The sequence below is a fragment of the Pseudomonas sp. GL-B-26 genome (assembly GCF_019947405.1).
In the GTDB taxonomy this organism is placed as follows: Bacteria; Pseudomonadota; Gammaproteobacteria; order Pseudomonadales; family Pseudomonadaceae; genus Aquipseudomonas.
On the sequence record NZ_JAGYGJ010000008.1, the window covers coordinates 1 to 20704 of the forward strand.

Here is a 20704-nt window from a genome sequence, read left to right on the forward strand (position 1 = left end):
TCGTGCCCATGCCTGAGCGCCTGGCCCGGTTTCCACCAACACCGTCACGCTCGCTGGAAGCTTATGAAGAAATGCCTGAAAGGCCTCACGTGACTTGATTCGATTCTCGAACAACACCTGACCGAGAGCATCCTCCCCGGCCAACTGAAAGACTCTTTTGGCAAGATCCACCGCAACTGTGGTGCATGCCGCCAGATCGGCTGACAAAGACTGATTGATCGTCGTATGCTTTTTCATGGCCTCGCCCTCGCTGTCGTTGGCTTCTATAAGAATGCCACCGTGGCGCACAGACGCCTCGGCTTGGGCGAGTCCATTCAATTACAAGGATCGTGTTTTGGCTTAACTGATCGGCACTGGCCATCAAGGCGCCCGCTTTTTTGTGTCCATGATCCAAGTGGTTCGCCCGCATCCAACAGACGGCTGACCTTCCCTCAGGAGTGGACCCAAGACGTTCAAGCAGCCCCTTGAAATAACAATCAAGCCCTCCGCGTAGAGCAATACTCCACAATAAGCTGAGTAACCGCCGCCACAATCGCCTGATCCGCGTCAGGCGAGCTGAACAGCCGACATTGCGCATCCGGCAAATCCGGCAATCCTTGTTCTACCCCAATAACCGCCAACCCCTGCCCCAACTGACTGAGTGGCATGGGCGCTACCGCGAAGCCTGCCAGGGCCGCCGCCCGCAACCCGGCGGTGCTGCTGCACAACATCGCCGTGCGTTGGGCGATTCCCGCCTGCGCCAGCCTCGTCAGCGCGGCTTCGCGATAAGGGCACGGCGCGGGGAACAGGGCCAGGGGCAACGGCGTGGGTAACCGGGTGACGGGTTGCGCCGACCAGGCCCACACCAGCGGTTCTTGCCATAGCAACAGCCCCGTTTCGCTGGTTTCGCACAGCGAGCCGATGACCACTTCCAGATGCCCTTGCTTCATCAGCGCCAGTAACGTGCCCGGAATGTTCACCTGCACCTCGATCTTCATCCCGGGGTACTGCGCCGCGAATTCCTGAACAGTGCGCAGTAATCGAGACTCGACAAAATCTTCAGACACCCCGATCCGCAGCCGCCCGTGAAACGGTGTGCGGGTCAGGTCAGTCCAGGCATCACGGTTCAGCGCGAGGATCGTGCGCGCATAAGAGACCAGGCGCTCGCCATCGGCCGTCAGTTGCTGGGAACGGGTGGTGCGCGTCAACAGGGGTTTACCAATCTGTTCTTCCAATCGCCGCACATGGCCACTGACGGCCGACTGAGTGAGGTGCAGCTTCTGGGCCGCACGACTGAAGCCGTCTTCATCGACGACGGTGACAAATGTCTTGAGCAGCAGAGCATCGAACATAGTTTTATACGTGATCAATTGAACAGGAATTTACGATTTATATTTCAAATACAACTATGTTGCAATGCTCTCACCTGCCCTGCTTCCCCATCATCCAAGGTGTGCCATGACGACTCTTCTCCATATTCAGTGTTCGCCACGCAAGCAGCGTTCGGCTTCCCTTGAAGTCGCCCGCAGCTACATTGCGCGTTATCAAGCAAACACTCCGGACACCGAAATCATCACCCTCGACCTCTGGAACATGGCGTTGCCGGAATTCGATGATCTGGCCATGGAGGCCAAATACGCCGGGCTCAATGGCGCGCCGTTGACCGCCGCACAACAAGACGCCTGGAACACGTTAAAAGAGTTGGCCAGTCACCTGCACCGCGCGGATGTACTCGTGATGTCCGTACCGCTGTGGAATTTCAGCATCCCGTACAAACTCAAGCACTTCATCGACCTGGTATCGCAGAAAGACATTCTGTTCAGCGTTGACCCGGAACGCGGTCTGGAAGGCATGCTGCACAACAAACTCGCCGTGGTGATGTACGCCCGCGGCCTGGATTTTTCGGCGCAGTCGAGCACACCGGCGGAGCGCTTCGACTTCCAGAAGCCCTACGTGGAAGCCTGGCTGAAATTTATCGGCGTCACGGATGTGCATTCGGTGATTGTGGAGAAAACCATCCTGGGGGAAGACGTTGATCGGCGCGCGCGTGAGGACGCGACTCAGCAGGCCAGGAACCTGGCAGACAGGTTCAAGTGAAGTAAATGAACTTACTCTTGCCGGACAATATCGACCGAGATCTCCACCGCCGCAATCGTGCCTCTGTTCTCAAGCCAGTGTGTGGTGTTCCTGTCCTCGGGCCAGCCCACTCCCGGCCCGTAATCCGTGGCGACTCCATTTCGATGGTCGGTGATCGTTCCTTGCAGAATGTAGACGGTGCCGGGTCTGTCTATATGGTTGTGAATCGGCCCGAAGACGCCTCCAGGCTCGATGGTCACCTTGCGCATTCTAAGTTGGCGCCCCGCCATACCCTCGATCTCAGGCCCCAGGTCAATCGTTGCAAGTAACGTCACCGTAACGCCTTTCGTCTCGGGTGCAGCCTGTTCGTTGCTCATCGCGCGCTCCCCTCTGTACGTACAGGGCCTAACTAGAAGTAGAGACGCTAAAAGGTGTGATCAGTCGGGAGGCGACAAAGGGTCGTTTTCAGTCGGTCGCGACAGGCTGAAATTCGGCAGCCCGAGCCGCGCTCGAGGCGTCATCGCAGACTATTCTTGATCTGGGTAACCGACCGGTCGCACCGAAGGAGGTCACTCGTTTATGCACTGTGTCCTTTTCGAAATTCCGCCGCGGTTCGATCGGATGCATGAAGGCAAATCGATCCGCGCCGTCATCGAGTTCCGATGAACTACCGGTCTGGGGCACGGCCCCAGGCACTTTTGTCTAACCCCCTGAAACGGAGACGCCAGCATGAGCACCTTGCAACTTCACCCTGCACTGGACAATGGTATCCAACCCGCCGCCGCGAATTTCACAGGTGGCACCCTGCAATGCCAGTGTGCGACAGACAAGGTCGAGGTCAAGATCGACGCACAAACTCTGCATAACCACGCGTGCGGCTGCAGCAAATGCTGGAAACCGCAAGGCGCGACATTCGCCGTCATCGCGGTGGTGCCTCGGGATAAGGTCAGCGTCACTGCCCACGGTGAAAAACTGGCAATTGTCGACGAAACCGCCACCATCCAGCGGCACGCCTGCAAGCAGTGTCACGCCCATCTCTTTGGGCGTATCGAGAACAAGGACCATGCGTTTTATGGCCTGGACTTCGTCCACACCGAGCTTTCGCCACAGAGCGGATGGGCTGCGCCGGGATTCGCGGCGTTCGTGTCCTCCATCATCGAAACCGGCACACCGCCAGCGCAAATGAAGGCCATCCGTGAGCGCCTGCGCTCGATCGGCCTGGAACCCTATGACTGCCTGTCCCCGGACTTGATGGACGCACTGGCGACTCATGTCGCCAAACAGAAAGGCCTGCTCCCCGCCGCCTGATTGATCGGTCGCCGCGGTTTTTTTCCGGACCGCGGCTCCGATTCACCTTTGATGTTGTGCGCCCGACATAATTAACTTAGCGCCATGCTATCAAGCAACGTCAAACAAACAACGCCAAAAACCCAGTCATTTAGCGAACTCCTCGCGACTGGAATTTTTTCATGGCGTGAAGTGTAAAGTGCAAAAGGTGTCCTAGACTACAGGCTCAAATGGTCTGATTTCTTGAATTTTTCACCGCTGCAGCTACTGGTTTTTTATATGAATTCAGACAGCCTTCAGACGCAGCACTGCCTTTATAGAATGCCCTCTATCGACCCAAGAGCGGGATGCGAATATGAACAGTAGTTCCGTAGCGGGCTCTCGATTCAGCGTACTTGATGGATGGCGCGGCATAAGCATCTTGCTTGTCTTGGCATGCCACCTGCTACCACTTAGCCCAAAGGCTTGGCAATTTAATGCCGCCGCAGGCGTTATGGGAATGGCTATATTCTTTACGTTATCGGGTTTCCTGATAACAAATTTTCTGCTCAACAACAGCAGCGTCGTTGATTTTTTAATCCGCAGAATCTTTCGGGTTGTACCGCTCGCCTGGTTGTACATGCTCATTGCTTTACCTGTCATGAACAGCACTTCGGATGTCTACATCGCAAACTTTCTGTTCGTTGCCAACTGGCCGCCTATGTGGCTTGGCAGTGTAAACGGCCACCTATGGAGTTTGTGCATGGAGGTCCAGTTTTATTTCGCCATCGCTTTGCTGGTAGTTCTGATGAGAAACAAGTGGGTAGTGCTAATCCCTTGTCTCTGCATCGCCGTCACGATGTATCGAGTCATGAATGATGTCCATGTTGCAATCAACACTTATTACCGCATTGATGAAATACTTTCCGGATGCATACTTGCACTGATCTACAACAATAGACTGGGTAACATCCTTGACAAACTTCCGACACAAACGGGGATTACGCAAATATTTTTATTCCTCCTGTTTGTCTTGTCCTGCCATCCCGATGCGGGGTTCATGAACTACTTCCGCCCCTATCTTGCCGCAGCGATGGTAGGGAGCACGTTACTCAATAGCCAAACACGAGTTGCCCAGCTTCTGAATAATCGCGTTCTGTTTTATATCGCCACCATCTCGTACGCTCTCTACGTTGTTCATCCGCTGCTAATACATACTTGGCTGGGTAGCGGAGACACCGTCATAAAATATTTGAAGCGCCCTTTGTTGTTCGCCGCCATTTTTCTCACCGCGCATATCTCGACCTTCTATTATGAAAAATGGTGGATTGCTTTTGGTAAGAGATTTGCCAAGAAAGTAGCTAGCCAATCTGTTGCATCGGGCGTTTCGTAGTTTGGGATCTACCGAAGAAGATGTCCGGACTAGACTCGCTCATCCTTGCAGCCCTGCCATACTGTTCAACATGACCAGAGCAACCTTCCGCTTCTACGAGGAGCTCAACGATTTCCTGCCGGCCGAACGGCGGCGGCAGTCCTTCACTTGCGAGTGCGCGCGAGCGGCGACGGTCAAGCACATGATCGAGGCGCTCGGGATACCGCACACGGAGGTCGAGCTGGTGCTGCTCAACGGCGAGTCGGTGGGCTTGGAGCGGGTGATTTTCGACGGTGACCGGCTGGCGGTGTATCCCAAGTTCGAAGCGCTGGACATCAGCCCGCTGCTCAAGGTTCGTGCGCAACCTTTACGGGTGCTGCGCTTCGTCGCTGATGCGCACCTTGGCGGGCTGGCCAACCTGCTGCGCATGAGCGGCTTCGACACCCTCTACGACAATGGCTTCGAGGATGGCGAAATCGCCGAGATCGCTGCGCAGCAAGGACGCATCGTGCTAACCCGTGACCGCGAACTGCTCAAGCGACGGATCATCAGCCACGGCTGTTACGTGCATGCCCTGAAACCGTCGCTGCAGCTGCGCGAATTGTACGAGCGCCTCGACCTGGCGCGTAGCGCGCGGCCATTCAGCCTGTGCCTTCATTGCAACCTGCCGCTGCACGAGATCAGCGCGGAACTGGCCCGGTCGCAGGTGCCGCCACGCGTTGGCGCCCTCTATTCGCACTTCCTGCGCTGCGACGCCTGCCAACGGGTTTACTGGGAGGGTTCGCACTGGCGCGGCATGTGTGCACTGCTGGCACCTCTGCTGTACCGATAGCCGAGCGCATCGGGCCGCCTCTACGACTTGAAGCGCCCCACCAGCCCGTTCAGTTCATTCGAGAGGTGCTAACGCCGGCCTGAGTCTGTGCTGCTCTTCTGCTGCTGCCGATATCTGCAGGTTCTGATCCCTGATTTCATTGACGGACAACTGGATGCCTTCAAAGCTGTCACGTGCGCTCTCGATCGAAGACACACTGGTTCGCGACAGGTCCAGGCAACTTTCCATCTTCTGCGAAACTTCCTGGGTCTTGCTGCCGAGCGTGTTGAGCAACTGGTCGATTTACCCGGTGGAGTCGGACGAAGATAAGCAGGGTTGAAATTACTTGGGAAACAATAGCGTAAACGCCACCCGAAAACCCCAGCCCTCAGCGCCATCTTTCGGGCTGTCAACCCAGTAGCGCGGCCCTGCTTGCAGGCTCATGGGTTGGTGGCCCACTTTAAACAACTGGGTGACGAACAGGTTAATCGGCACTGACCATTCGCGGGTTTGCCAGTCGTAGGTGGATTCTGTGTTGATGCCGTAGGTTGTATAGGTATGGGTGGTGTAGCTGAAGAAAGGTTGCAGAAAGGTTTGGTTGATTTTGTTTTTGTCATCGGGCGGGCTGTTGTCCAGCGACCAGATGTGGTTGGCCAGAATACCGCGGGTCCAGCCATTACTTTGTTTGAGGGCAACCACGGTGGGCCCCGCCCCCCATTGTTCACCGCTCAACAGCTCGTCGCTGCCAGTCGGCACCAGAATCGCCGGCCCAGCCCCCCAAATCCAGCCGCTTACGGTCGGGTGTTTGGGTGAAAAGAAGAAACTCTGGGTCACGTCACCGATACCGGATTTGTCTGCCTGCCCGCCAGGTACCAGGCCATGCTGATCGATGATCGGCAAGATGGTTAGCCCGACTTTGGGTCAAATAATTGCCAAAGCGATCACAGACAGGAATTGAAGGCGTTTACTCATCAGTAGCTCCTTCCCGATATTGAGAATATGGACTACCACTTATGTGTGACCGAATCGGTCCCCGTCAGCTTAGTTCAGGTTTTCTCGACTATGGTTAGTTCGACCTGAGAGGGTGCGTGGTGCGCCGTGAATGACCCATGCCCTATGACCTCCAGCTACCCTTAGTCGAAAGTGGATATTTGCCGAGGTTAATCAGATGCAAGTCAAAACAGCTGCCCTGCCTGCCTCTACGCTGTTTACCTTGTGCTGCCAGCAGGCGTATGCGGGCGGCATCATGCTCTACGAAATCGGCACCGAAAACGCCGGCCTCGCCAACGCCGGCGCCGCCGCCCGCGCTCAAGGCCCGTCGACCATCGCCAGTAACCCGGCGGGCATGAGTTACCTGCCGGGCACACAAATCACCGGCGGCTTGCAGGTGCTCTACGGCGACCTGAGCTTCGATCGCGACGCCGGCACCAATGTCCCGGGCAGCGGCAGTGGCAATGCGCTGGACCCGATTCCCGGTGGCAGTTTCTTCATCAGCCATGAACTGGATGACCACTGGAGTGTCGGTTTCGGCCAGTACGGCGACTTCGGGCTGGCGGTCAATTACGACAACGACTGGTCCGGGCGCTACTTCGCGCAGAACGCCAGCCTCCTCGGTTTGTCCCTGGTGCCCAGCGTGGCTTACCGCTTCAACGAGCAGTGGTCGGTGGGCGTTGGCGTAAGAGCCATGTACGGCATGTTGCAAGCGCAAACCGCCATCGACCGCTCGCCTTTCGGCTTCACCGACCGTGGCGATGGCCAGTTCAAGTACAAGGACAAGGATTGGGGTTTTGGTGCCAACGTGGGCGTGATTTACGCCCCGCAACCGGGCACGCGCATCGGTCTGACTTACACCAGCAAGGTCGACCTGGAGTTCGAAGACGGGCTGGACGTCAAGGGCGATGGCCGGTTGCTGGAGCGAGTCAATGGCACTAACACCCAACTGGATATGACGGTGCCGCAAACCGTCACCTTGAGCCTGTTCCAGCAACTCGACCGGCAATGGGCGTTACTGGCGTCGGTCAACTGGCAGGATTGGTCGGAGTTCGGTGACATCGCCGTGCAGGTCGACACCACGGCGTTCGGATCGCAATCGAGAACTGTCGACGCCGACTTCAAGGATACCTGGCACCTCTCCCTTGGCGCGCAATACCAGGCCACCGAGCAACTGTTGTGGAATGTCGGCGTGGCGTATGACAGCAGCGCCGTCTCGGACAGCAACCGCACCTTCACCGTGCCTATGGGCGAATCCTGGCGCATTGCGACAGGAGCCACCTATGCTCTGAACAAGGACACTGATGTCAACGTCAGCTGGGCCATGGTCTGGCTTGGCGACATGCCGGTGGACCAGACCAAATCCGTATCGGGCACTCGAACTTCCGGTCAGTTTGACAGTGCCTGGATTCAAGCCTTGACCGGAAACATGACCTGGCGATTCTGATCTCCAGCCAACGAAATAAGACGACTTTAACCCAGGAGCACCTACCGCTATGAACTTGCCCCGAAAATTGCTCGTCGGCGCCACACTGGCCGGTCTGTTGCTTGGTGGTTGTACCTCAAAAGTCACCGAACAAAACCAATACTCCGGCTTCCTGCCTAACTACAACAACCTGGAAGAAGTGACGACCACCAGTGGCGAGAAAGCCATGCGCTGGGTGAGCCCGTCATGGAATCCGAATGCGTACGACACGGTAGTGTTCAACAAGCTGGAACTCTATCCGGCGCCCAAACCCAACGAGCGGGTCAACCAGCAGACGCTGGACGAATTGCAGAACTACATGACCAGCAAGGCCAAAGGCGTGCTGGGCCAGAAATACCGGGTAGTGTCCAAAACATCCGCTGCACCGGGCGGCTCAAAACCCCTGATCCTGCGCGCAGCGATCACCGGGGTGAGCGCCTCCAACGAAGGCATGAAGTGGTATGAAGTGGTGCCGATCGCGGCCGTGGTCGGGGCGACGCAGGCAGCTACCGGTCACCGGGATCAGGACACTAACCTGTTCATCGAAGCCGAGTTTATCGACGCGAAAACCAATCAGACCGTGGCCAAAGTCGTACGCAAGGTATTTGGCAGCCAGCTGTCGAACGAGAGCGAGAAAATCACCACCAAGGACTTCAAGGCCGCGATCGACAAATTGAACGCCGATCTCTGGGCCTTCATCCGCAGTTGACTCCTGTTTCAACCGCCAACAAACGTTGGCGGTTGAATAAACCTCAAGCAAAGGGTAGCTGACATGTGGACCCCTTCATCGCTTCGACTCTCAAGATTGCACAGACCGTTACTCATCGCAGCCCTCATCACCAGTGTGCTTGGGCTGAGCGCTTGCGCATCGGTAGATGCGCAGACGACCGCTTACGTCGGGGTCGAGCATCCCGCGCCGACCCTGCCCAGCGAAGTCCAGGTATTACGCGCAGAACCGACGCGCCCCAATGTGCGGTTGGGCGAAATCCTGATCGATGCCACTGTCGATCCTGCGCCGCCGATCACCCAAGTTGAACAAAAGTTGCGTGAAGAAGCCGCCAAACTTGGCGCAGACGCGGTAGTCGTCGTTTACGACCACATTCAGCCCGTCGCCGCTTACGTGACAGGTCCGTTGTGGAGCCGTGACATAGAAACGATCCAGGGACGCAAGCTAAAAGGCATTGCCATCAAATACCAATAACGAGGTGCACAACAATGAAAACTGTCCTGTCCTGGCTGTCGCTAACGTTGGCCACTGTGTTGATCAGTGCCTGCTCCGCCGTGGGATCAACCGATGGCGGTGCCGGTGAAATCGAGATTCGCTCAGGGAAGATCGAGCAGATATCGCTGACGCAGATGCAGACCAATCACGACAGTGGCGTCGGCGCCGTACTCGGAGGCCTTGGCGGACTCGGTATCGGCAGCCTGATCGGTCATGGCACCGGGCGCGATGTCGCCATGGTTGCGGGTGCTCTCGCCGGTGCTGTTGGCGGTAATTACGCAGAGAAGAAAAAATACGACCAACCGATCGAGGCGCAACAGATCATCGTGCGGGTAAGAAGTGGCGTGTTGGTATCGGTTACACAACCGATCAATCCATCCCTGGGTAAAGGTATGAACGTTTATATCCAAGGCTCAGGTAATGATGCCCGAGTGGTACCGCAAGGCGGTTAAACGGCTGGGGCATGCCTCTCTGTAAACCTTCTTTCCGAAACCCTGAATTTTTTTGCGGCACGGTTTGGGATGAGTTGCTTCCCGATCAGCCAGGGTGAATCGGTAGACCCATCTTCGGTAGCCCCCCATGAACTCGTACTTCACGCTGTTCTTCGGAATGTTCACCACCCTACTGGCAATCATCAATCCATTGGAGGCCATCCCTGTTTTCTTGGGCCTGCTACAAGACAAGGACGCCGCCGAACTGCGCCGAGTGGCACGCAAAGCGTGCCTCTACACGCTGCTGCTGATGTTCTTCTTTCTGATCTTCGGCAACCTGCTACTGCGCCTGTTCGAGGTGCCCCTCAGCATGATTCGGGTAGTTGGCGGGCTGATCCTGATGCGTATCGGCTTCGAGCTTTTCGCCCCCTCGCCCAATAGTAGCCTGATTCCCAGCGGCGCCAAGGGCGACCAGGATATTGCCTTCATCCCCATGGCCATGCCGATCATGTTTGGCCCTGGCGCCATCGCCACCGTGATCGGCTTGACCAGCACCATCAAGGATTCCCAACGCGCTGCGCTGTCGTTCGCCGTAGTGGCCCTGGCCATCTGCGCCACGATGTTCACCACCTACCTGTCACTGGTCTACGCCAAGGGCATATTGAAGAAGATCGGCCCGCAAGGCATAGACGCCGCGACCCGCATCGTCGGCTTTTTTGTCTCGGCCATGGGCGTGGGCCTCATTTTCCACGGCACGGTGGAGTTCCTACAGTCGTACGGAGTGCTACTCAATGGGGTGACAAAGTAGGAACTGCAATGACCGCCGAATTTTCCTGTGCCAAATAAGTACTCTTGATCTCTTCAGACATCCCCATCGTCTAGACTTATCCATCCACGAACTGACGTTTGCAGCACCGCAAGGCTGGAGGGTCATCATTACCAATTCTCGCATTTCGAACGAAGTGCAGCGGTAGTCAGATGTAGCTGTACGCCTATATCTATCGATAGAGGAACACGCTATGAGACTTAAACAGATGGTGCTGGTGGGGCTGGCCACCGGTGGCATGATGCTGGGGGCATCTGTGCCCACGCTCACCCAGGCGGCCGACAAAAAACCCAACATTCTGTTCATCATGGGAGATGACATCGGTTGGATGCAGGTCGGGGCTTATCAGAACGGGCTGGGTTTTGACACAACCCCCAGCCTGGACCGGATTGCCAATGAAGGCGCCAAGTTCATGACTTACTACGCCGAGCAAAGTTGCACGGCGGGTCGTAATGCCTTCTTCACAGGCATGACTCCCTTGCGAACCGGCATGATCCCGCCGCAACTACCCGGCAGCCCCTCCTACCTTCGACCTGGCACACCGGCGATCTCCAAGTTCCTGCTCGACCAAGGCTACAACACTGGCGAGTTTGGCAAGAATCACCTAGGTGATCACCCGGACGCACTGCCCACGGCACACGGCTTCCAGGAATTCTGGGGGTACCTCTATCACCTGGATGCCATGCAGCAGGTGAGCTTTCCAGACATCAACAAGAGCCCTACCGAGCAGGGCTTTGCCCCACCGTGCCAGGCGGAACTCATTCCAGGGGTGCCGCCAGTACCAGGCGCAGTCGATCCCAAGACCACCGTTTGTTTGACGCCACCGCGGCCGGTCCTGGCCTGTACGTCCAAGGATGGTTCGGCGCAGAACCAGACGTGCAAGGATGAGGGGCCGCTGACGCTGGAACGCTCGAAAACCGTGGATGAAGAAATTTCCGCCAAGGTGATCGATTTCCTCGACCGCAACGATCCGAAGACGACCAACAAGCCGTTTTTTGTCTGGTACAACCCGGCGCGCATGCACATAACCACCGTTTTCTCGCCCAAGTATGAGGCCATGCTGGGTGAACGAGGGGGTAACGACTGGGGCATCCAGGAAGTCGGCATGAAGCAGATGGACGACAATATCGGCCTGGTATTGAAAAAGCTCGAAAGCATGGGGCAACTGGACAACACCATCGTGGTGTTCACCACGGATAACGGCGCGGAAAGCCAGACATTCCCCGATGGCGGCATGACGCCCTTCAAGGCTAACAAACTGACGACCTGGGAAGGCGGTATGCGTGTTCCGGCGCTGATCCGCTGGCCAGGTCAAATCAAGCCGGGCACGGTATATGAAGACATCTTTGCCTCGTACGATTGGTTGCCAACACTGGTTGAAGTCGCGGGTGGTCCGAAAGGCAATGCACTCAACGAGCAGATCATGGCGGGCAAGTACCCTGGCATCCTCAAGACCAAGTTGCAGGGCGTTAATCAACTCGACTACCTGACGGGCAAGTCGAACAAGTCTGCGCGTGACACGTTCTTGTATTACACCGGGGCTACACCGTCGGCCGTACGCTACAAGAACTGGAAGATCTACTTCACCATGGAAGGCTCCTCTGGCGTTTCAGCGTTGATGGGTCCACAGACATATGGCTGGGCGCAGGTGCAAAACATCCGTAGGGACCCGTTCGAGCAGGCCGTAGGGGAAGATCAGAAGTCGGTGCTGTCGGTCGGCGGTGCATTGGCTGGGGCAAGTACGGCCTATCTCTATAACTGGAACGTGTTACCGGTAGGCCAGCAACTGTGGCTGCAGGAACTTGAGTCCTTTGCAGCGTTCCCACCTCTGCAGTCGCCGGAATCCTACAACCTCACGCAGGTCCTGGAGCAAGTCAAGGCGATGAGCAAGAAGGTTCCAGGCCAGTAGGAGTGTGAAGTGAGAAAGCCAGGGCGCGCTAACCCTGGCTTTCTTCGCTGTACCTGATCAAATCCATCCCGGTTGTGTTGGGGAAGTGATGGCATTAGCGGGGATGCAGGGATTTGTTGGCCAAAATTCACGCACCCGATCGATTGCAGCCCCTCAAAACAGGCAGCTACCGGCCAACTTCTGCCGATGCTGACCGGCAGCCTGGGTCGATTGCAGCCCGTTGCTGACCACTAATCAACGGCCTTCACTTCAACATTAATCCCCATTTAATGCAGATTTTAAGGATGGCTTTCCAAACGCCAAGAACACCGATAACGTAGTAAGAACTACAAAATAAATAGCGCTCTCTACATGAATAACTGGCTGACACTGATTCTCGCTTTACCCACCGCGAATGCCACCGAGCGCATGCGAGCCTGGCGTGCTCTGAAAGCCTCAGGTGCGGCGGTTTTGCGCGATGGTGCCTATCTGTTGCCTGATACCGGTGTCTGTCGCGATGCTCTGGCGTCTGTCGAGCGCGACATCCTTTCTATCAATGGCACTGTTTACATCCTGCCCGTGGTCGATCCGGAGGGTGAGCGCTTTGTCGAGTTGTTCGACCGTAGCGATGACTACAGCAAGCTACGCGCAGAGATTGAAGAGTGCCGTGGGCAGCTCAACCCTGAAAACGCAGTGGCCACCACCAAACAAATTCGCAAGCTGCGCAAAAACTACGATCAGCTCACCAGCATCGATTATTTCCCAGGCAAGCCCAAGGAGCAGATTGATTCAGCCTTGCAGGAGCTTGAGACGGCTGTCAGCAGAGCGTTGTCTGCCGATGAACCCCATAGCCGCGACGAGCCCATCACGGCACTCAACCGTGGTGATTATCAACGTCGTGTCTGGGCAACACGTAAGCGTCCGTGGGTTGACCGTCTGGCATGTGCCTGGTTGATTCGGCGCTTCATTGATCCTCAAGCCCGGATCCTCTGGCTGAATACTCCACATGACTGTCCGGCAGACGCGCTGGGCTTCGACTTCGATAATGCGACCTTCAGTCATGTCGGAAATCGCGTGACCTTCGAAACCCTGCAAGCCAGTTTTGAGCTTCAAGAGCCCGGCCTGAACCGCATCGCGGCCATGGTGCACTACCTCGATATCGGCGGCATTCAGCCTTTGGAGGCGGCCGGCATCGAACGAGTGCTGGCAGGGTTGCGCGAAACCATTACCCATGACGACCACTTGCTGGCTGCTGCCAGCGCCATCTTCGACGGCCTGCTCGCCGAGTTTGCGAAAGAGGAACAACCCAATGAGTAAGGTGTTGGCATCAACGGCTGAAGAGGATCTATCGAGGCCGGAGGCGATCAGCTTGTGTGAGGCATTCCGGTTCTGGTTGAAGCTCGGCTTCATCAGTTTCGGCGGGCCAGCAGGACAGATTTCGATCATGCACCAGGAACTGGTAGAACGTCGGCGCTGGATCTCCGAACGACGCTTTCTCCATGCGCTCAACTATTGCATGTTGCTACCTGGGCCAGAGGCTCAGCAATTGGCGACCTACATCGGCTGGCTGATGCATCGAACCTGGGGCGGAGTGATCGCCGGAGTGTTGTTTGTGCTGCCCTCACTGTTCATCCTCATCGCGTTGTCGTGGATGTACATCGCGTTCGGCGAAGTGCCTGTGGTGGCCGGCCTCTTCTATGGGATCAAGCCTGCCGTGACGGCCATCGTGGTGCAGGCAGCACACAGGATCGGCACTCGGGCGCTGAAGAATAATTGGCTGTGGGCGATAGCAGCAGCTTCATTTACCGCGATCTTCGCGTTCAATGTTCCTTTCCCGCTGATCGTATTGGGGGCAGCGTTAATCGGCTATGTCGGAGGGCGTCTGGCGCCTGAGAAGTTCAGAACAGGGGGCCATGGCGCTGCCAAAAAGTCCTTCGGCCCAGCCTTGATCGATGACGACACCCCGCCCCCGGAACATGCCCGTTTCAGCTGGTTCAAGCTGGCGTCGCTCGCCCTGACTGGCACCGTGTTGTGGGCTTTGCCGATGGGTATTTTGATCGTCCTCTTTGGTTGGGAAGGCACCTTGACCCAGATGGGCTGGTTCTTTACCAAGGCCGCGTTGCTGACTTTTGGCGGGGCCTATGCAGTCCTCCCGTATGTCTATCAAGGTGCGGTCGGTCACTATGGCTGGCTTACCCCGACCCAGATGATCGACGGTTTGGCACTGGGAGAAACCACACCAGGGCCGCTGATCATGGTGGTGGCCTTCGTCGGCTTTGTTGGAGCGTACGTCTCACAAGTGTTCGGCGCCGATCATGTATTTCTGGCCGGGGCTGTCGCAGCCACCCTGGTGACATGGTTCACCTTCCTGCCCTCGTTTCTGTTCATCCTCGCCGGTGGCCCGCTGGTGGAATCGACCCACAATGAACTCAAGTTCACCGCACCGCTCACCGCAATCACAGCGGCGGTGGTTGGAGTGATCCTCAATCTGGCATGTTTCTTCGGCTATCACGTGCTGTGGCCGAAGGGCTTCAGCGGCAACCTCGACTGGCCCTCTGCACTGATTGCCATTGCCGCGGCGATTGCCTTGTTCCGCTTCAAACGGGGTGTCATTCAGGTGCTGATGGCTTGCGCGCTTGTCGGCTTGGCGGTGCATCTGCTGCGCTAGAGAGGATGTGATCGGTCGACGTTTACGGACTCAAGCAGCGGAACAAACGAAAACGGGCGCCTTGTCGGGGCGCCCGTTTTGTTTAGGGTTACGTGCTGCGGGTTTTGGTCGCTTGCAGCCTATTCACCCACTGCCGAACGACGTAGGCCATCGCAGCAAGCAGCTAAGCTTTAGCAGAAGACCTTCGCGAAACCTTGAAAAGTCTGGAGGCAAACAATGAGCAAACAACCTCAACCCCGGAGCCGCTCCAACCCCCAACCCAGATCTCGCCCGGTAGTGCCTGCCCTGTCCGGCAAAACAGGCACCCAGTCCGGGGGGTTGCGCAGTAACTACCCGCCGAAGAAGTCCAATTGAGCTCAAGCGTGCGGCAGACTTTGCAGTTGAGCCTGTTGTACTTCCCTACCAGCCCTTATGGCTGATCAGTGCGTTCTTTTCGATACCGATGTCCCGGCTTTGCTCAACCCTTTCGTGTTGTGATCGCCTGGTGTCGTGGTCGAGATTGCTCTGGCTTTGGCCACGCCGCGAGTATCTTTGGAATGGGCGATGCCTGAAGTCGTTGGGCCATGACCGCGATCACTATTGCGATCACTGCCATAGTGGTTTCCGCTTTCACCATGGTCGCGAACAGCCTTGCCGGCATGATCGCTGCTCAGTCCATTGCCGCGGCCGTTACTGTTGGCACCGCCGGAGTGATCCGAACCACTGTGGCCGCCGCCTATACCGCCGCCGTGGCCACCGCCATTACCACCACCTCCGTTTCCGCCCCCATTACCACCGTCTTTCGCATAGGCGGAGTTCATGATGGACAGGTCAGCAGGGAGTAATGGGGCGGCCGCAAGCATCAGGGCGCAGGACATTACAGCAACGAGACTCTTATTCTTTAAAAGCATGATTGCTTCCGTAGGGTTGGTTGATATCACGAGTCTTATGACGCATTAAGCCCCAGACAGTTCAAGTCCTGCGACCGACGGATGCTGCCAGCGCTAGTGTGCAGCGCTCCGGGTACCCGCGAACGCGCTCGTGCCAAGCCAGCGCCACAAACTTTCCGCATCCTTCACCGCGCCATCTACACGAAGTTCTCGCGACTGAAGAACCTCCCGTGGTGTGCGGTCGCCCGTCCACACCTCGGTCAACGCACGCACGCTGGAGTCCACGACGAGCGTCAGTTCGCGGCCGGGGTCGTCGCGACAGAGGTCTGCCACGCCCTGTTCAACCACGAGCCACCACGCTTGCTCGCCGGGTCGCGCGTCACGGAATCTGAAGTGGATGACCACCGGTCGGGACGGGAACGTCTCGACGCACACGAACCGGCGCACGTCCCACATGAGCAGGCCCGCGTCGAGTTCGTCATCGCGAAGGCGACTGCCGATCCAGCGCGCGCCCCAATGCCCTAGCGCCATGATGATGGGGCGCAATTCCTCGCCCGCCTCGGTCAGGCTGTACTCCCAGACTTTGCCGGTGGCCGTGCGGTGCACGACGCCAATTTCTTCCAAATGGCGCAGCCGCTGTGCCAGCAGGTTGGTGGACATCCGGGGCACGCCGCGGTGCAGTTCATTGAAGCGCTTGCTGCCGCACAGCAATTCGCGCACGACCAAGGGTGTCCAGCGCTCGCACAGGGCTTCAGCACCGCGCGCGACCGTGCAGAACTGACCGTAGCTTTCGTCCATTGCCTTGGCTCCGCAATTACAACGCTTCAGATTCTGAACTAGCCCCGCCACTTCGCCACGCGCACGCTGAAACCTCGAAAGCCAAATACCAAAAGGAGCACGCCATGACCAAGGTAGCCATCATTCAGCGCCCGCCCGTGCTGCTCGATCGCAGCGCGACGATCGCCCGGGCCGTGCAATCAGTCACTGAGGCTGCGGCAGCGGGAGCCTCGCTGATCGTTTTGCCCGAATCGTTCATTCCAGGTTACCCGTCGTGGATCTGGCGGCTGGCGGCGGGAAGAGACGGGGCTGTCATGGGCCAGTTGCACACGCGGCTGCTGGCCAACGCCGTCGATATCGCGAACGGTGACCTGAGCGAATTGTGCGAGGCCGCCCGGGTCCACGCGGTGACGATCGTGTGCGGCATCAATGAATGCGACCAGCGCAATGGTGGCGGCACGCTCTACAACAGCGTAGTCGTTATCGGCGCGAACGGCGCAGTGCTCAACCGCCACCGCAAGCTGATGCCAACCAATCCCGAGCGCATGGTGCATGGCTTCGGTGATGCCTGCGGGTTGCGTACGGTGGATACACCCGTCGGCCGCGTGGGCACGCTCATCTGCTGGGAAAACTACATGCCGCTGGCACGCTACTCTCTGTATGCCCAAGGGGTGGAAATCTACATCGCCCCCACGTACGACACGGGAGATGGCTGGATCAGCACGATGCGTCACATTGCTCTCGAAGGCCGCTGTTGGGTGCTCGGCAGCGGCACCGTGCTGCGCGGCAGTGACATCCCCGACGACTTCCCGTCTCGTGCGCAACTGTTTCCCGATCCGGACGAATGGATCAACGACGGCGACTCGGTGGTGGTCAGTCCTCAAGGCCGGATCGTGGCCGGTCCATTACACCGAGAGGCCGGCATTCTGTATGCGGACATCGACGTCGCACTCGTGGCGCCAGCGCGGCGGGCGCTCGACGTCACCGGGCATTACGCGCGCCCTGACATTTTCGAACTGCAGGTGCGGCGCACGCCGGCGACTGCGGTGCACTACATTGACGAATGACGTCCGGCGGTATCGCCTGGCAATTGATCAAGGAGTCATGCCATGAGCATTGAACAGTCTTACAAGGGCAGTTGTTTTTGCGGCGCAGTCGAGTTCACCGTCAGTGGCGAGCCGGCCGCGATGGGCTACTGCCATTGCGAGTCATGTCGGCATTGGTCAGCAGGGCCGGTCAATGCCTTCACGCTGTGGAAACCCGAGGCGGTGCAAGTGACTCGGGGTGCTGACAACATCGGCACCTACAACAAGACACCGCAGAGTTATCGCAAGTGGTGCAAGACGTGCGGCGGGCACATCTTCACTGAGCACCCGGGGATGGGGCTCATCGATGTATATGCCGCGGTCATCCCGGATCTTGCGTATTCGCCAGGCGTTCACGTCCACTATCAGGAGACCGTGCTGCGCATCAAAGATGGATTGCCCAAGCTGAAGGATGTCCCCAACGAATTAGGGGGATCGGGCATCAGCGTGGGCGAATAGCGCTGTTTACACTGGTTGCCACCTTCAAATGGGCATATGGATCATGCCCATTAATCAAATGCACCGTTGAGCACTTCGTAGATGAGCCCGGTTGCCAGCGCGACCAATATCAAGTCGGTGCCAACTTGCTGCCATTCATACCCATCATAATGAGGAAGCCTGCCGATCAACCGGCCGTCCAGTTTTTTGGCAATCCCGGGGGGAAGCGGCTTACCTCGCGCGAGGTTCTTTTGAATGCCGGGTGGCAATGCAGGTCCGGGGCTCCAGTAGTCCCGATACCCACCAACAATTCCAAGAACGCTTGCGTGATTGATGCTTGGGCCATTATCCCAATCGCCGCCTCCGGCGTTTTTGCCCTTGCCTCCCTGGTTGCCATGAACCTGGCTGTTTTGCGGATGCCCCTTGCCGTTTCCCTGGCCCTTTCCATTACCAGGATCGGCCAATGCAGTCACTGAACCGGAAACCAGCGCAAGGCATGTAATAGCTGCAATCAATGAGCGAGATCTGAGCATGAGTCGTTCCTTCAGCGTGGCGGGACATCTCTCTGTAATTTAGACGCTATCGACGATGTGGGTTCCATGTTCTCCCATCGACACCCAAGCCCCCACGGCCGGTTTGCAATGGAGCCTATCGAACTGCGCGTCACTTCAGCATTACTTGCCTCTATTTCTGAATAAGGCAGGTCATTCCAGCATGTCGAGGCATACATGAGAAATCGTGAAGAGCGTAGCCGTTTGCCATCACGCCTCCCGTGTTCGACGTCGAACACAGGAAACAATGGGCCGCACGTTTCATCAGTAATGCTCAATGCGCAGTAGCTGTTAGTGCCACGGCATCTGCATCAACGGTTGTTTTTTTATGGCGCCGCCTCGGTCAAAACAACCCGGTAAATTTTCCACACAGTGCATTTCCCGCATAACCATGAAAGATAGGTCCCAGGGTCATCAGAGGGCCGCAGGCATAAAACGGTGATGTTAAAGATTGCCCCTGGTGAAGTTTGCAGACGGGCAATTTCAAGGGGATCGGTACGATCACGGCCCAAAGCGTTACACCACACCACGCCCGCGTGGTCAGGTCGCTATCTGTTTGCTGGTAGGTCAAGGGAATGCGTTCACTTTCCGGTTCCGGTACGGAAACCACTACCCCGACACAGCCAGTGAGAGACAGGGACATGGCGGTTATGGCAGTGACTATCTTTGTGTGGAACTGGAGAGACATCGTTGGTTTCATCCGTAAATCCAATCGTTAGGCAATGGCAGTCGACAGACCTTGTCGAATCACGTTGAGACCGCTCGCAAGGCTGTCAGGGCACAACGATGTTCACTGAGCCAGCTCGAGCAGAAAGCCTACGTGCCCGCGACTTAACCAAGCTGCGTGTACGGGAGACGGCTAGCGGGAGAACGTGTAACGAATTAAGTCACGGATGTTTACCTACAGAGCAGATCCTTATACGATGAAGCCCGCACATACTGCTATCCATCAGGCCCGAGTAAGCTATGGTTATTATGTATCGCAAAGCGGCTTAACAAATTACGCTTTATAGTCACGCAAAATTTTGCGCAGACAAATAAGCGAAAGCTGTATAAAGATTCAATTACTCCTACAATAACATGCAATATCATTGGGCGCCTGAACGATGAATAACACTAGTTTCCTGGCTGACGACTCTAAAACTTTCAGCATCGTTATAGTCAATTACAAAACACCAGAAATCACCAAGATATGCTTAGACTTATTGCACCAGCACGTGGGCAACCACAATGTCCCAATATGGGTAGTTGACAACTATTCCGCCGATGAAAGCACTGAGTACTTACGAACGCTTGACTGGATAAATTTAATCGAGCGCTCTGTTTCTGAACCAGAAGCCGGGCATATCGCGCATGGCAAAGCACTTGACCTGGTTTTGGATCGAGTTGAAACTGATTATTTATTTCTAATGCACACCGATACATTTGTTTTTGATAAAAATGTTTTCCCGATGATGCTAAATAAATGTTTAAAAAATCAAAAAACCGTAGCTGTCGGTTGTGTCGAGCAAATAAATCGCGGTACTGCCAGAACACTTTGGCGCTTTAGCTCACGCCTATTCCAACACCATTTCAGACGCCTGAAAATCTCCATGGGTTTGCGTTCCAGAGATCCAAAACCGTACAGAGAAGTCTACTTGAAAAGTTTCTGCACATTGTGGAACTGCAAACTTATCAAACAGCACAACATGCATTTTTCGATGGATGATCGCGTGCCTGGCTACACCCTCCAAGACCGCATGACCGAGCTTGGCTATGTCGTTGAAATGTTATCACCGCGTAAAATTTTCAGTTATCTGGATCACATGCAGTCCGGCACTGTCGCAGCGGCTGGCAGCTATGGAAAGACTCATAGACGAACCAAAATGTACAATAATATCCTTAAGCGTCTGAAGAAAGACGACAGAAAAAGTTAAGCTACGATAGAGACGCAACGAGCAGTGCGCTGAACGCTGCTTGAAGTCACCCACAAGTCTTTATATGAAGTTAT

20 protein-coding genes and 3 pseudogenes are annotated in these 20704 nt (G+C 56.5%); 15 read left to right on the forward strand and 8 right to left on the reverse strand.

What is annotated here, in order from left to right; all coding sequences use genetic code 11:
- Positions 1 to 237, reverse strand: a pseudogene (locus KGB23_RS07005) (IS110 family transposase); the annotation flags it as partial.
- Positions 238 to 476: 239 nt separating this feature from the next.
- Positions 477 to 1331, reverse strand: a complete 855-nt coding sequence (locus tag KGB23_RS07010) for a LysR substrate-binding domain-containing protein (protein ID WP_223430436.1) — start codon at positions 1329 to 1331, stop codon at positions 477 to 479.
- 106 nt (positions 1332 to 1437) lie between these two features.
- On the opposite strand from KGB23_RS07010, the gene KGB23_RS07015 reads away from it, so the two are divergent.
- Positions 1438 to 2076 (forward strand): FMN-dependent NADH-azoreductase, encoded by a 639-nt coding sequence (locus tag KGB23_RS07015; RefSeq protein WP_223430437.1) that lies wholly within the window; start codon positions 1438 to 1440, stop codon positions 2074 to 2076.
- An 11-nt stretch (positions 2077 to 2087) separates the two neighbouring features.
- Here the strand turns inward: KGB23_RS07015 and KGB23_RS07020 are convergent, their stop codons facing one another.
- Positions 2088 to 2432, reverse strand: coding sequence for a cupin domain-containing protein (locus KGB23_RS07020; RefSeq protein WP_150656170.1), 345 nt, complete (start codon positions 2430 to 2432; stop codon positions 2088 to 2090).
- A 352-nt stretch (positions 2433 to 2784) separates the two neighbouring features.
- On the opposite strand from KGB23_RS07020, the gene gfa reads away from it, so the two are divergent.
- The 3 genes from gfa to KGB23_RS07035 all read left to right on the forward strand — a co-directional run bounded on the left by gfa (position 2785) and on the right by KGB23_RS07035 (position 5525).
- Positions 2785 to 3363 carry an S-(hydroxymethyl)glutathione synthase gene (gfa, locus tag KGB23_RS07025; RefSeq protein WP_223430438.1) on the forward strand — a complete coding sequence of 193 codons (579 nt, stop codon included), beginning with the start codon at positions 2785 to 2787 and terminating at the stop codon, positions 3361 to 3363.
- Between the two features lie 334 nt (positions 3364 to 3697).
- Positions 3698 to 4714: an acyltransferase family protein gene (locus KGB23_RS07030; protein WP_223430439.1), complete on the forward strand. Its 1017-nt coding sequence runs from the start codon at positions 3698 to 3700 to the stop codon at positions 4712 to 4714.
- A 70-nt stretch (positions 4715 to 4784) separates the two neighbouring features.
- Complete coding sequence (locus KGB23_RS07035) at positions 4785 to 5525, forward strand: Mut7-C ubiquitin/RNAse domain-containing protein (protein WP_223430440.1); 741 nt, start codon at positions 4785 to 4787, stop codon at positions 5523 to 5525.
- Between the two features lie 20 nt (positions 5526 to 5545).
- Here KGB23_RS07035 and KGB23_RS30225 read toward each other — a convergent pair.
- Both KGB23_RS30225 and KGB23_RS30355 read right to left on the reverse strand, forming a co-directional pair.
- A pseudogene (locus KGB23_RS30225) lies at positions 5546 to 5828 on the reverse strand (chemotaxis protein); the annotation flags it as partial.
- Between the two features lie 18 nt (positions 5829 to 5846).
- Positions 5847 to 6419 (reverse strand): annotated as a pseudogene (locus KGB23_RS30355) (transporter); the annotation flags it as partial.
- A gap of 253 nt (positions 6420 to 6672) precedes the next feature.
- On the opposite strand from KGB23_RS30355, the gene KGB23_RS07050 reads away from it, so the two are divergent.
- The 8 genes from KGB23_RS07050 to chrA all read left to right on the forward strand — a co-directional run bounded on the left by KGB23_RS07050 (position 6673) and on the right by chrA (position 14994).
- Entirely contained in the window at positions 6673 to 7941 is a 1269-nt protein-coding gene (locus KGB23_RS07050) for an OmpP1/FadL family transporter (RefSeq protein WP_223430442.1), read from the forward strand.
- Between the two features lie 49 nt (positions 7942 to 7990).
- On the forward strand, positions 7991 to 8668 hold the full coding sequence (locus tag KGB23_RS07055; RefSeq protein ID WP_223430443.1) for a DUF3313 domain-containing protein: 678 nt from the start codon (positions 7991 to 7993) through the stop codon (positions 8666 to 8668).
- A 63-nt stretch (positions 8669 to 8731) separates the two neighbouring features.
- Positions 8732 to 9160: a hypothetical protein gene (locus KGB23_RS07060; protein ID WP_223430444.1), complete on the forward strand. Its 429-nt coding sequence runs from the start codon at positions 8732 to 8734 to the stop codon at positions 9158 to 9160.
- A 14-nt stretch (positions 9161 to 9174) separates the two neighbouring features.
- Complete coding sequence (locus KGB23_RS07065; RefSeq protein ID WP_223430445.1) at positions 9175 to 9633, forward strand: glycine zipper 2TM domain-containing protein; 459 nt, start codon at positions 9175 to 9177, stop codon at positions 9631 to 9633.
- 127 nt (positions 9634 to 9760) lie between these two features.
- A complete protein-coding gene (locus KGB23_RS07070; RefSeq protein WP_223430446.1) occupies positions 9761 to 10420 on the forward strand; it encodes a MarC family protein in 660 nt (219 codons plus the stop codon).
- A 211-nt stretch (positions 10421 to 10631) separates the two neighbouring features.
- Entirely contained in the window at positions 10632 to 12347 is a 1716-nt protein-coding gene (locus tag KGB23_RS07075; protein ID WP_223430447.1) for an arylsulfatase, read from the forward strand.
- A gap of 351 nt (positions 12348 to 12698) precedes the next feature.
- On the forward strand, positions 12699 to 13643 hold the full coding sequence (locus tag KGB23_RS07080; protein WP_223430448.1) for a chromate resistance protein ChrB domain-containing protein: 945 nt from the start codon (positions 12699 to 12701) through the stop codon (positions 13641 to 13643).
- On the forward strand, positions 13636 to 14994 hold the full coding sequence (gene chrA, locus KGB23_RS07085) for a chromate efflux transporter (RefSeq protein ID WP_223430449.1): 1359 nt from the start codon (positions 13636 to 13638) through the stop codon (positions 14992 to 14994). Before KGB23_RS07080 ends, chrA begins: the two co-directional genes overlap by 8 nt.
- Positions 14995 to 15413: 419 nt before the next feature.
- Here chrA and KGB23_RS07090 read toward each other — a convergent pair whose 3' ends face one another.
- Together KGB23_RS07090 and KGB23_RS07095 are read right to left on the reverse strand one after the other, a co-directional pair.
- Complete coding sequence (locus KGB23_RS07090) at positions 15414 to 15884, reverse strand: hypothetical protein (RefSeq protein WP_223430450.1); 471 nt, start codon at positions 15882 to 15884, stop codon at positions 15414 to 15416.
- Between the two features lie 93 nt (positions 15885 to 15977).
- Positions 15978 to 16661 carry a winged helix-turn-helix transcriptional regulator gene (locus KGB23_RS07095; protein ID WP_223430451.1) on the reverse strand — a complete coding sequence of 228 codons (684 nt, stop codon included), beginning with the start codon at positions 16659 to 16661 and terminating at the stop codon, positions 15978 to 15980.
- Between the two features lie 104 nt (positions 16662 to 16765).
- On the opposite strand from KGB23_RS07095, the gene KGB23_RS07100 reads away from it, so the two are divergent.
- Both KGB23_RS07100 and KGB23_RS07105 read left to right on the forward strand, forming a co-directional pair.
- Positions 16766 to 17707, forward strand: coding sequence for a carbon-nitrogen hydrolase family protein (locus KGB23_RS07100; RefSeq protein WP_223430452.1), 942 nt, complete (start codon positions 16766 to 16768; stop codon positions 17705 to 17707).
- 42 nt (positions 17708 to 17749) lie between these two features.
- A complete protein-coding gene (locus KGB23_RS07105) occupies positions 17750 to 18184 on the forward strand; it encodes a GFA family protein (RefSeq protein ID WP_223430453.1) in 435 nt (144 codons plus the stop codon).
- A 50-nt stretch (positions 18185 to 18234) separates the two neighbouring features.
- Here the strand turns inward: KGB23_RS07105 and KGB23_RS07110 are convergent, their stop codons facing one another.
- Positions 18235 to 18696 carry an anti-virulence regulator CigR family protein gene (locus KGB23_RS07110; protein ID WP_150656189.1) on the reverse strand — a complete coding sequence of 154 codons (462 nt, stop codon included), beginning with the start codon at positions 18694 to 18696 and terminating at the stop codon, positions 18235 to 18237.
- A gap of 1124 nt (positions 18697 to 19820) precedes the next feature.
- Between KGB23_RS07110 and KGB23_RS07115 the strand changes: the two genes are divergently transcribed.
- Entirely contained in the window at positions 19821 to 20630 is an 810-nt protein-coding gene (locus KGB23_RS07115; protein WP_223430454.1) for a glycosyltransferase family 2 protein, read from the forward strand.
- Positions 20631 to 20704 lie beyond the last annotated feature (74 nt).

Excerpts from the sequence above, each read along its gene's own strand:
- KGB23_RS07010 (WP_223430436.1), bottom strand. The coding sequence starts at position 1,331 with ATGTTCGATGCTCTGCTGCTCAAGACATTTGTCACCGTCGTCGATGAA.
- KGB23_RS07015 (WP_223430437.1), top strand. The coding sequence starts at position 1,438 with ATGACGACTCTTCTCCATATTCAGTGTTCGCCACGCAAGCAGCGTTCG.
- KGB23_RS07020 (WP_150656170.1), bottom strand. The coding sequence starts at position 2,432 with ATGAGCAACGAACAGGCTGCACCCGAGACGAAAGGCGTTACGGTGACG.
- gfa (WP_223430438.1), top strand. The coding sequence starts at position 2,785 with ATGAGCACCTTGCAACTTCACCCTGCACTGGACAATGGTATCCAACCC.
- KGB23_RS07030 (WP_223430439.1), top strand. The coding sequence starts at position 3,698 with ATGAACAGTAGTTCCGTAGCGGGCTCTCGATTCAGCGTACTTGATGGA.
- KGB23_RS07035 (WP_223430440.1), top strand. The coding sequence starts at position 4,785 with ATGACCAGAGCAACCTTCCGCTTCTACGAGGAGCTCAACGATTTCCTG.
- KGB23_RS07050 (WP_223430442.1), top strand. The coding sequence starts at position 6,673 with ATGCAAGTCAAAACAGCTGCCCTGCCTGCCTCTACGCTGTTTACCTTG.
- KGB23_RS07055 (WP_223430443.1), top strand. The coding sequence starts at position 7,991 with ATGAACTTGCCCCGAAAATTGCTCGTCGGCGCCACACTGGCCGGTCTG.
- KGB23_RS07060 (WP_223430444.1), top strand. The coding sequence starts at position 8,732 with ATGTGGACCCCTTCATCGCTTCGACTCTCAAGATTGCACAGACCGTTA.
- KGB23_RS07065 (WP_223430445.1), top strand. The coding sequence starts at position 9,175 with ATGAAAACTGTCCTGTCCTGGCTGTCGCTAACGTTGGCCACTGTGTTG.
- KGB23_RS07070 (WP_223430446.1), top strand. The coding sequence starts at position 9,761 with ATGAACTCGTACTTCACGCTGTTCTTCGGAATGTTCACCACCCTACTG.
- KGB23_RS07075 (WP_223430447.1), top strand. The coding sequence starts at position 10,632 with ATGAGACTTAAACAGATGGTGCTGGTGGGGCTGGCCACCGGTGGCATG.
- KGB23_RS07080 (WP_223430448.1), top strand. The coding sequence starts at position 12,699 with ATGAATAACTGGCTGACACTGATTCTCGCTTTACCCACCGCGAATGCC.
- chrA (WP_223430449.1), top strand. The coding sequence starts at position 13,636 with ATGAGTAAGGTGTTGGCATCAACGGCTGAAGAGGATCTATCGAGGCCG.
- KGB23_RS07090 (WP_223430450.1), bottom strand. The coding sequence starts at position 15,884 with ATGCTTTTAAAGAATAAGAGTCTCGTTGCTGTAATGTCCTGCGCCCTG.
- KGB23_RS07095 (WP_223430451.1), bottom strand. The coding sequence starts at position 16,661 with ATGGACGAAAGCTACGGTCAGTTCTGCACGGTCGCGCGCGGTGCTGAA.
- KGB23_RS07100 (WP_223430452.1), top strand. The coding sequence starts at position 16,766 with ATGACCAAGGTAGCCATCATTCAGCGCCCGCCCGTGCTGCTCGATCGC.
- KGB23_RS07105 (WP_223430453.1), top strand. The coding sequence starts at position 17,750 with ATGAGCATTGAACAGTCTTACAAGGGCAGTTGTTTTTGCGGCGCAGTC.
- KGB23_RS07110 (WP_150656189.1), bottom strand. The coding sequence starts at position 18,696 with ATGCTCAGATCTCGCTCATTGATTGCAGCTATTACATGCCTTGCGCTG.
- KGB23_RS07115 (WP_223430454.1), top strand. The coding sequence starts at position 19,821 with ATGAATAACACTAGTTTCCTGGCTGACGACTCTAAAACTTTCAGCATC.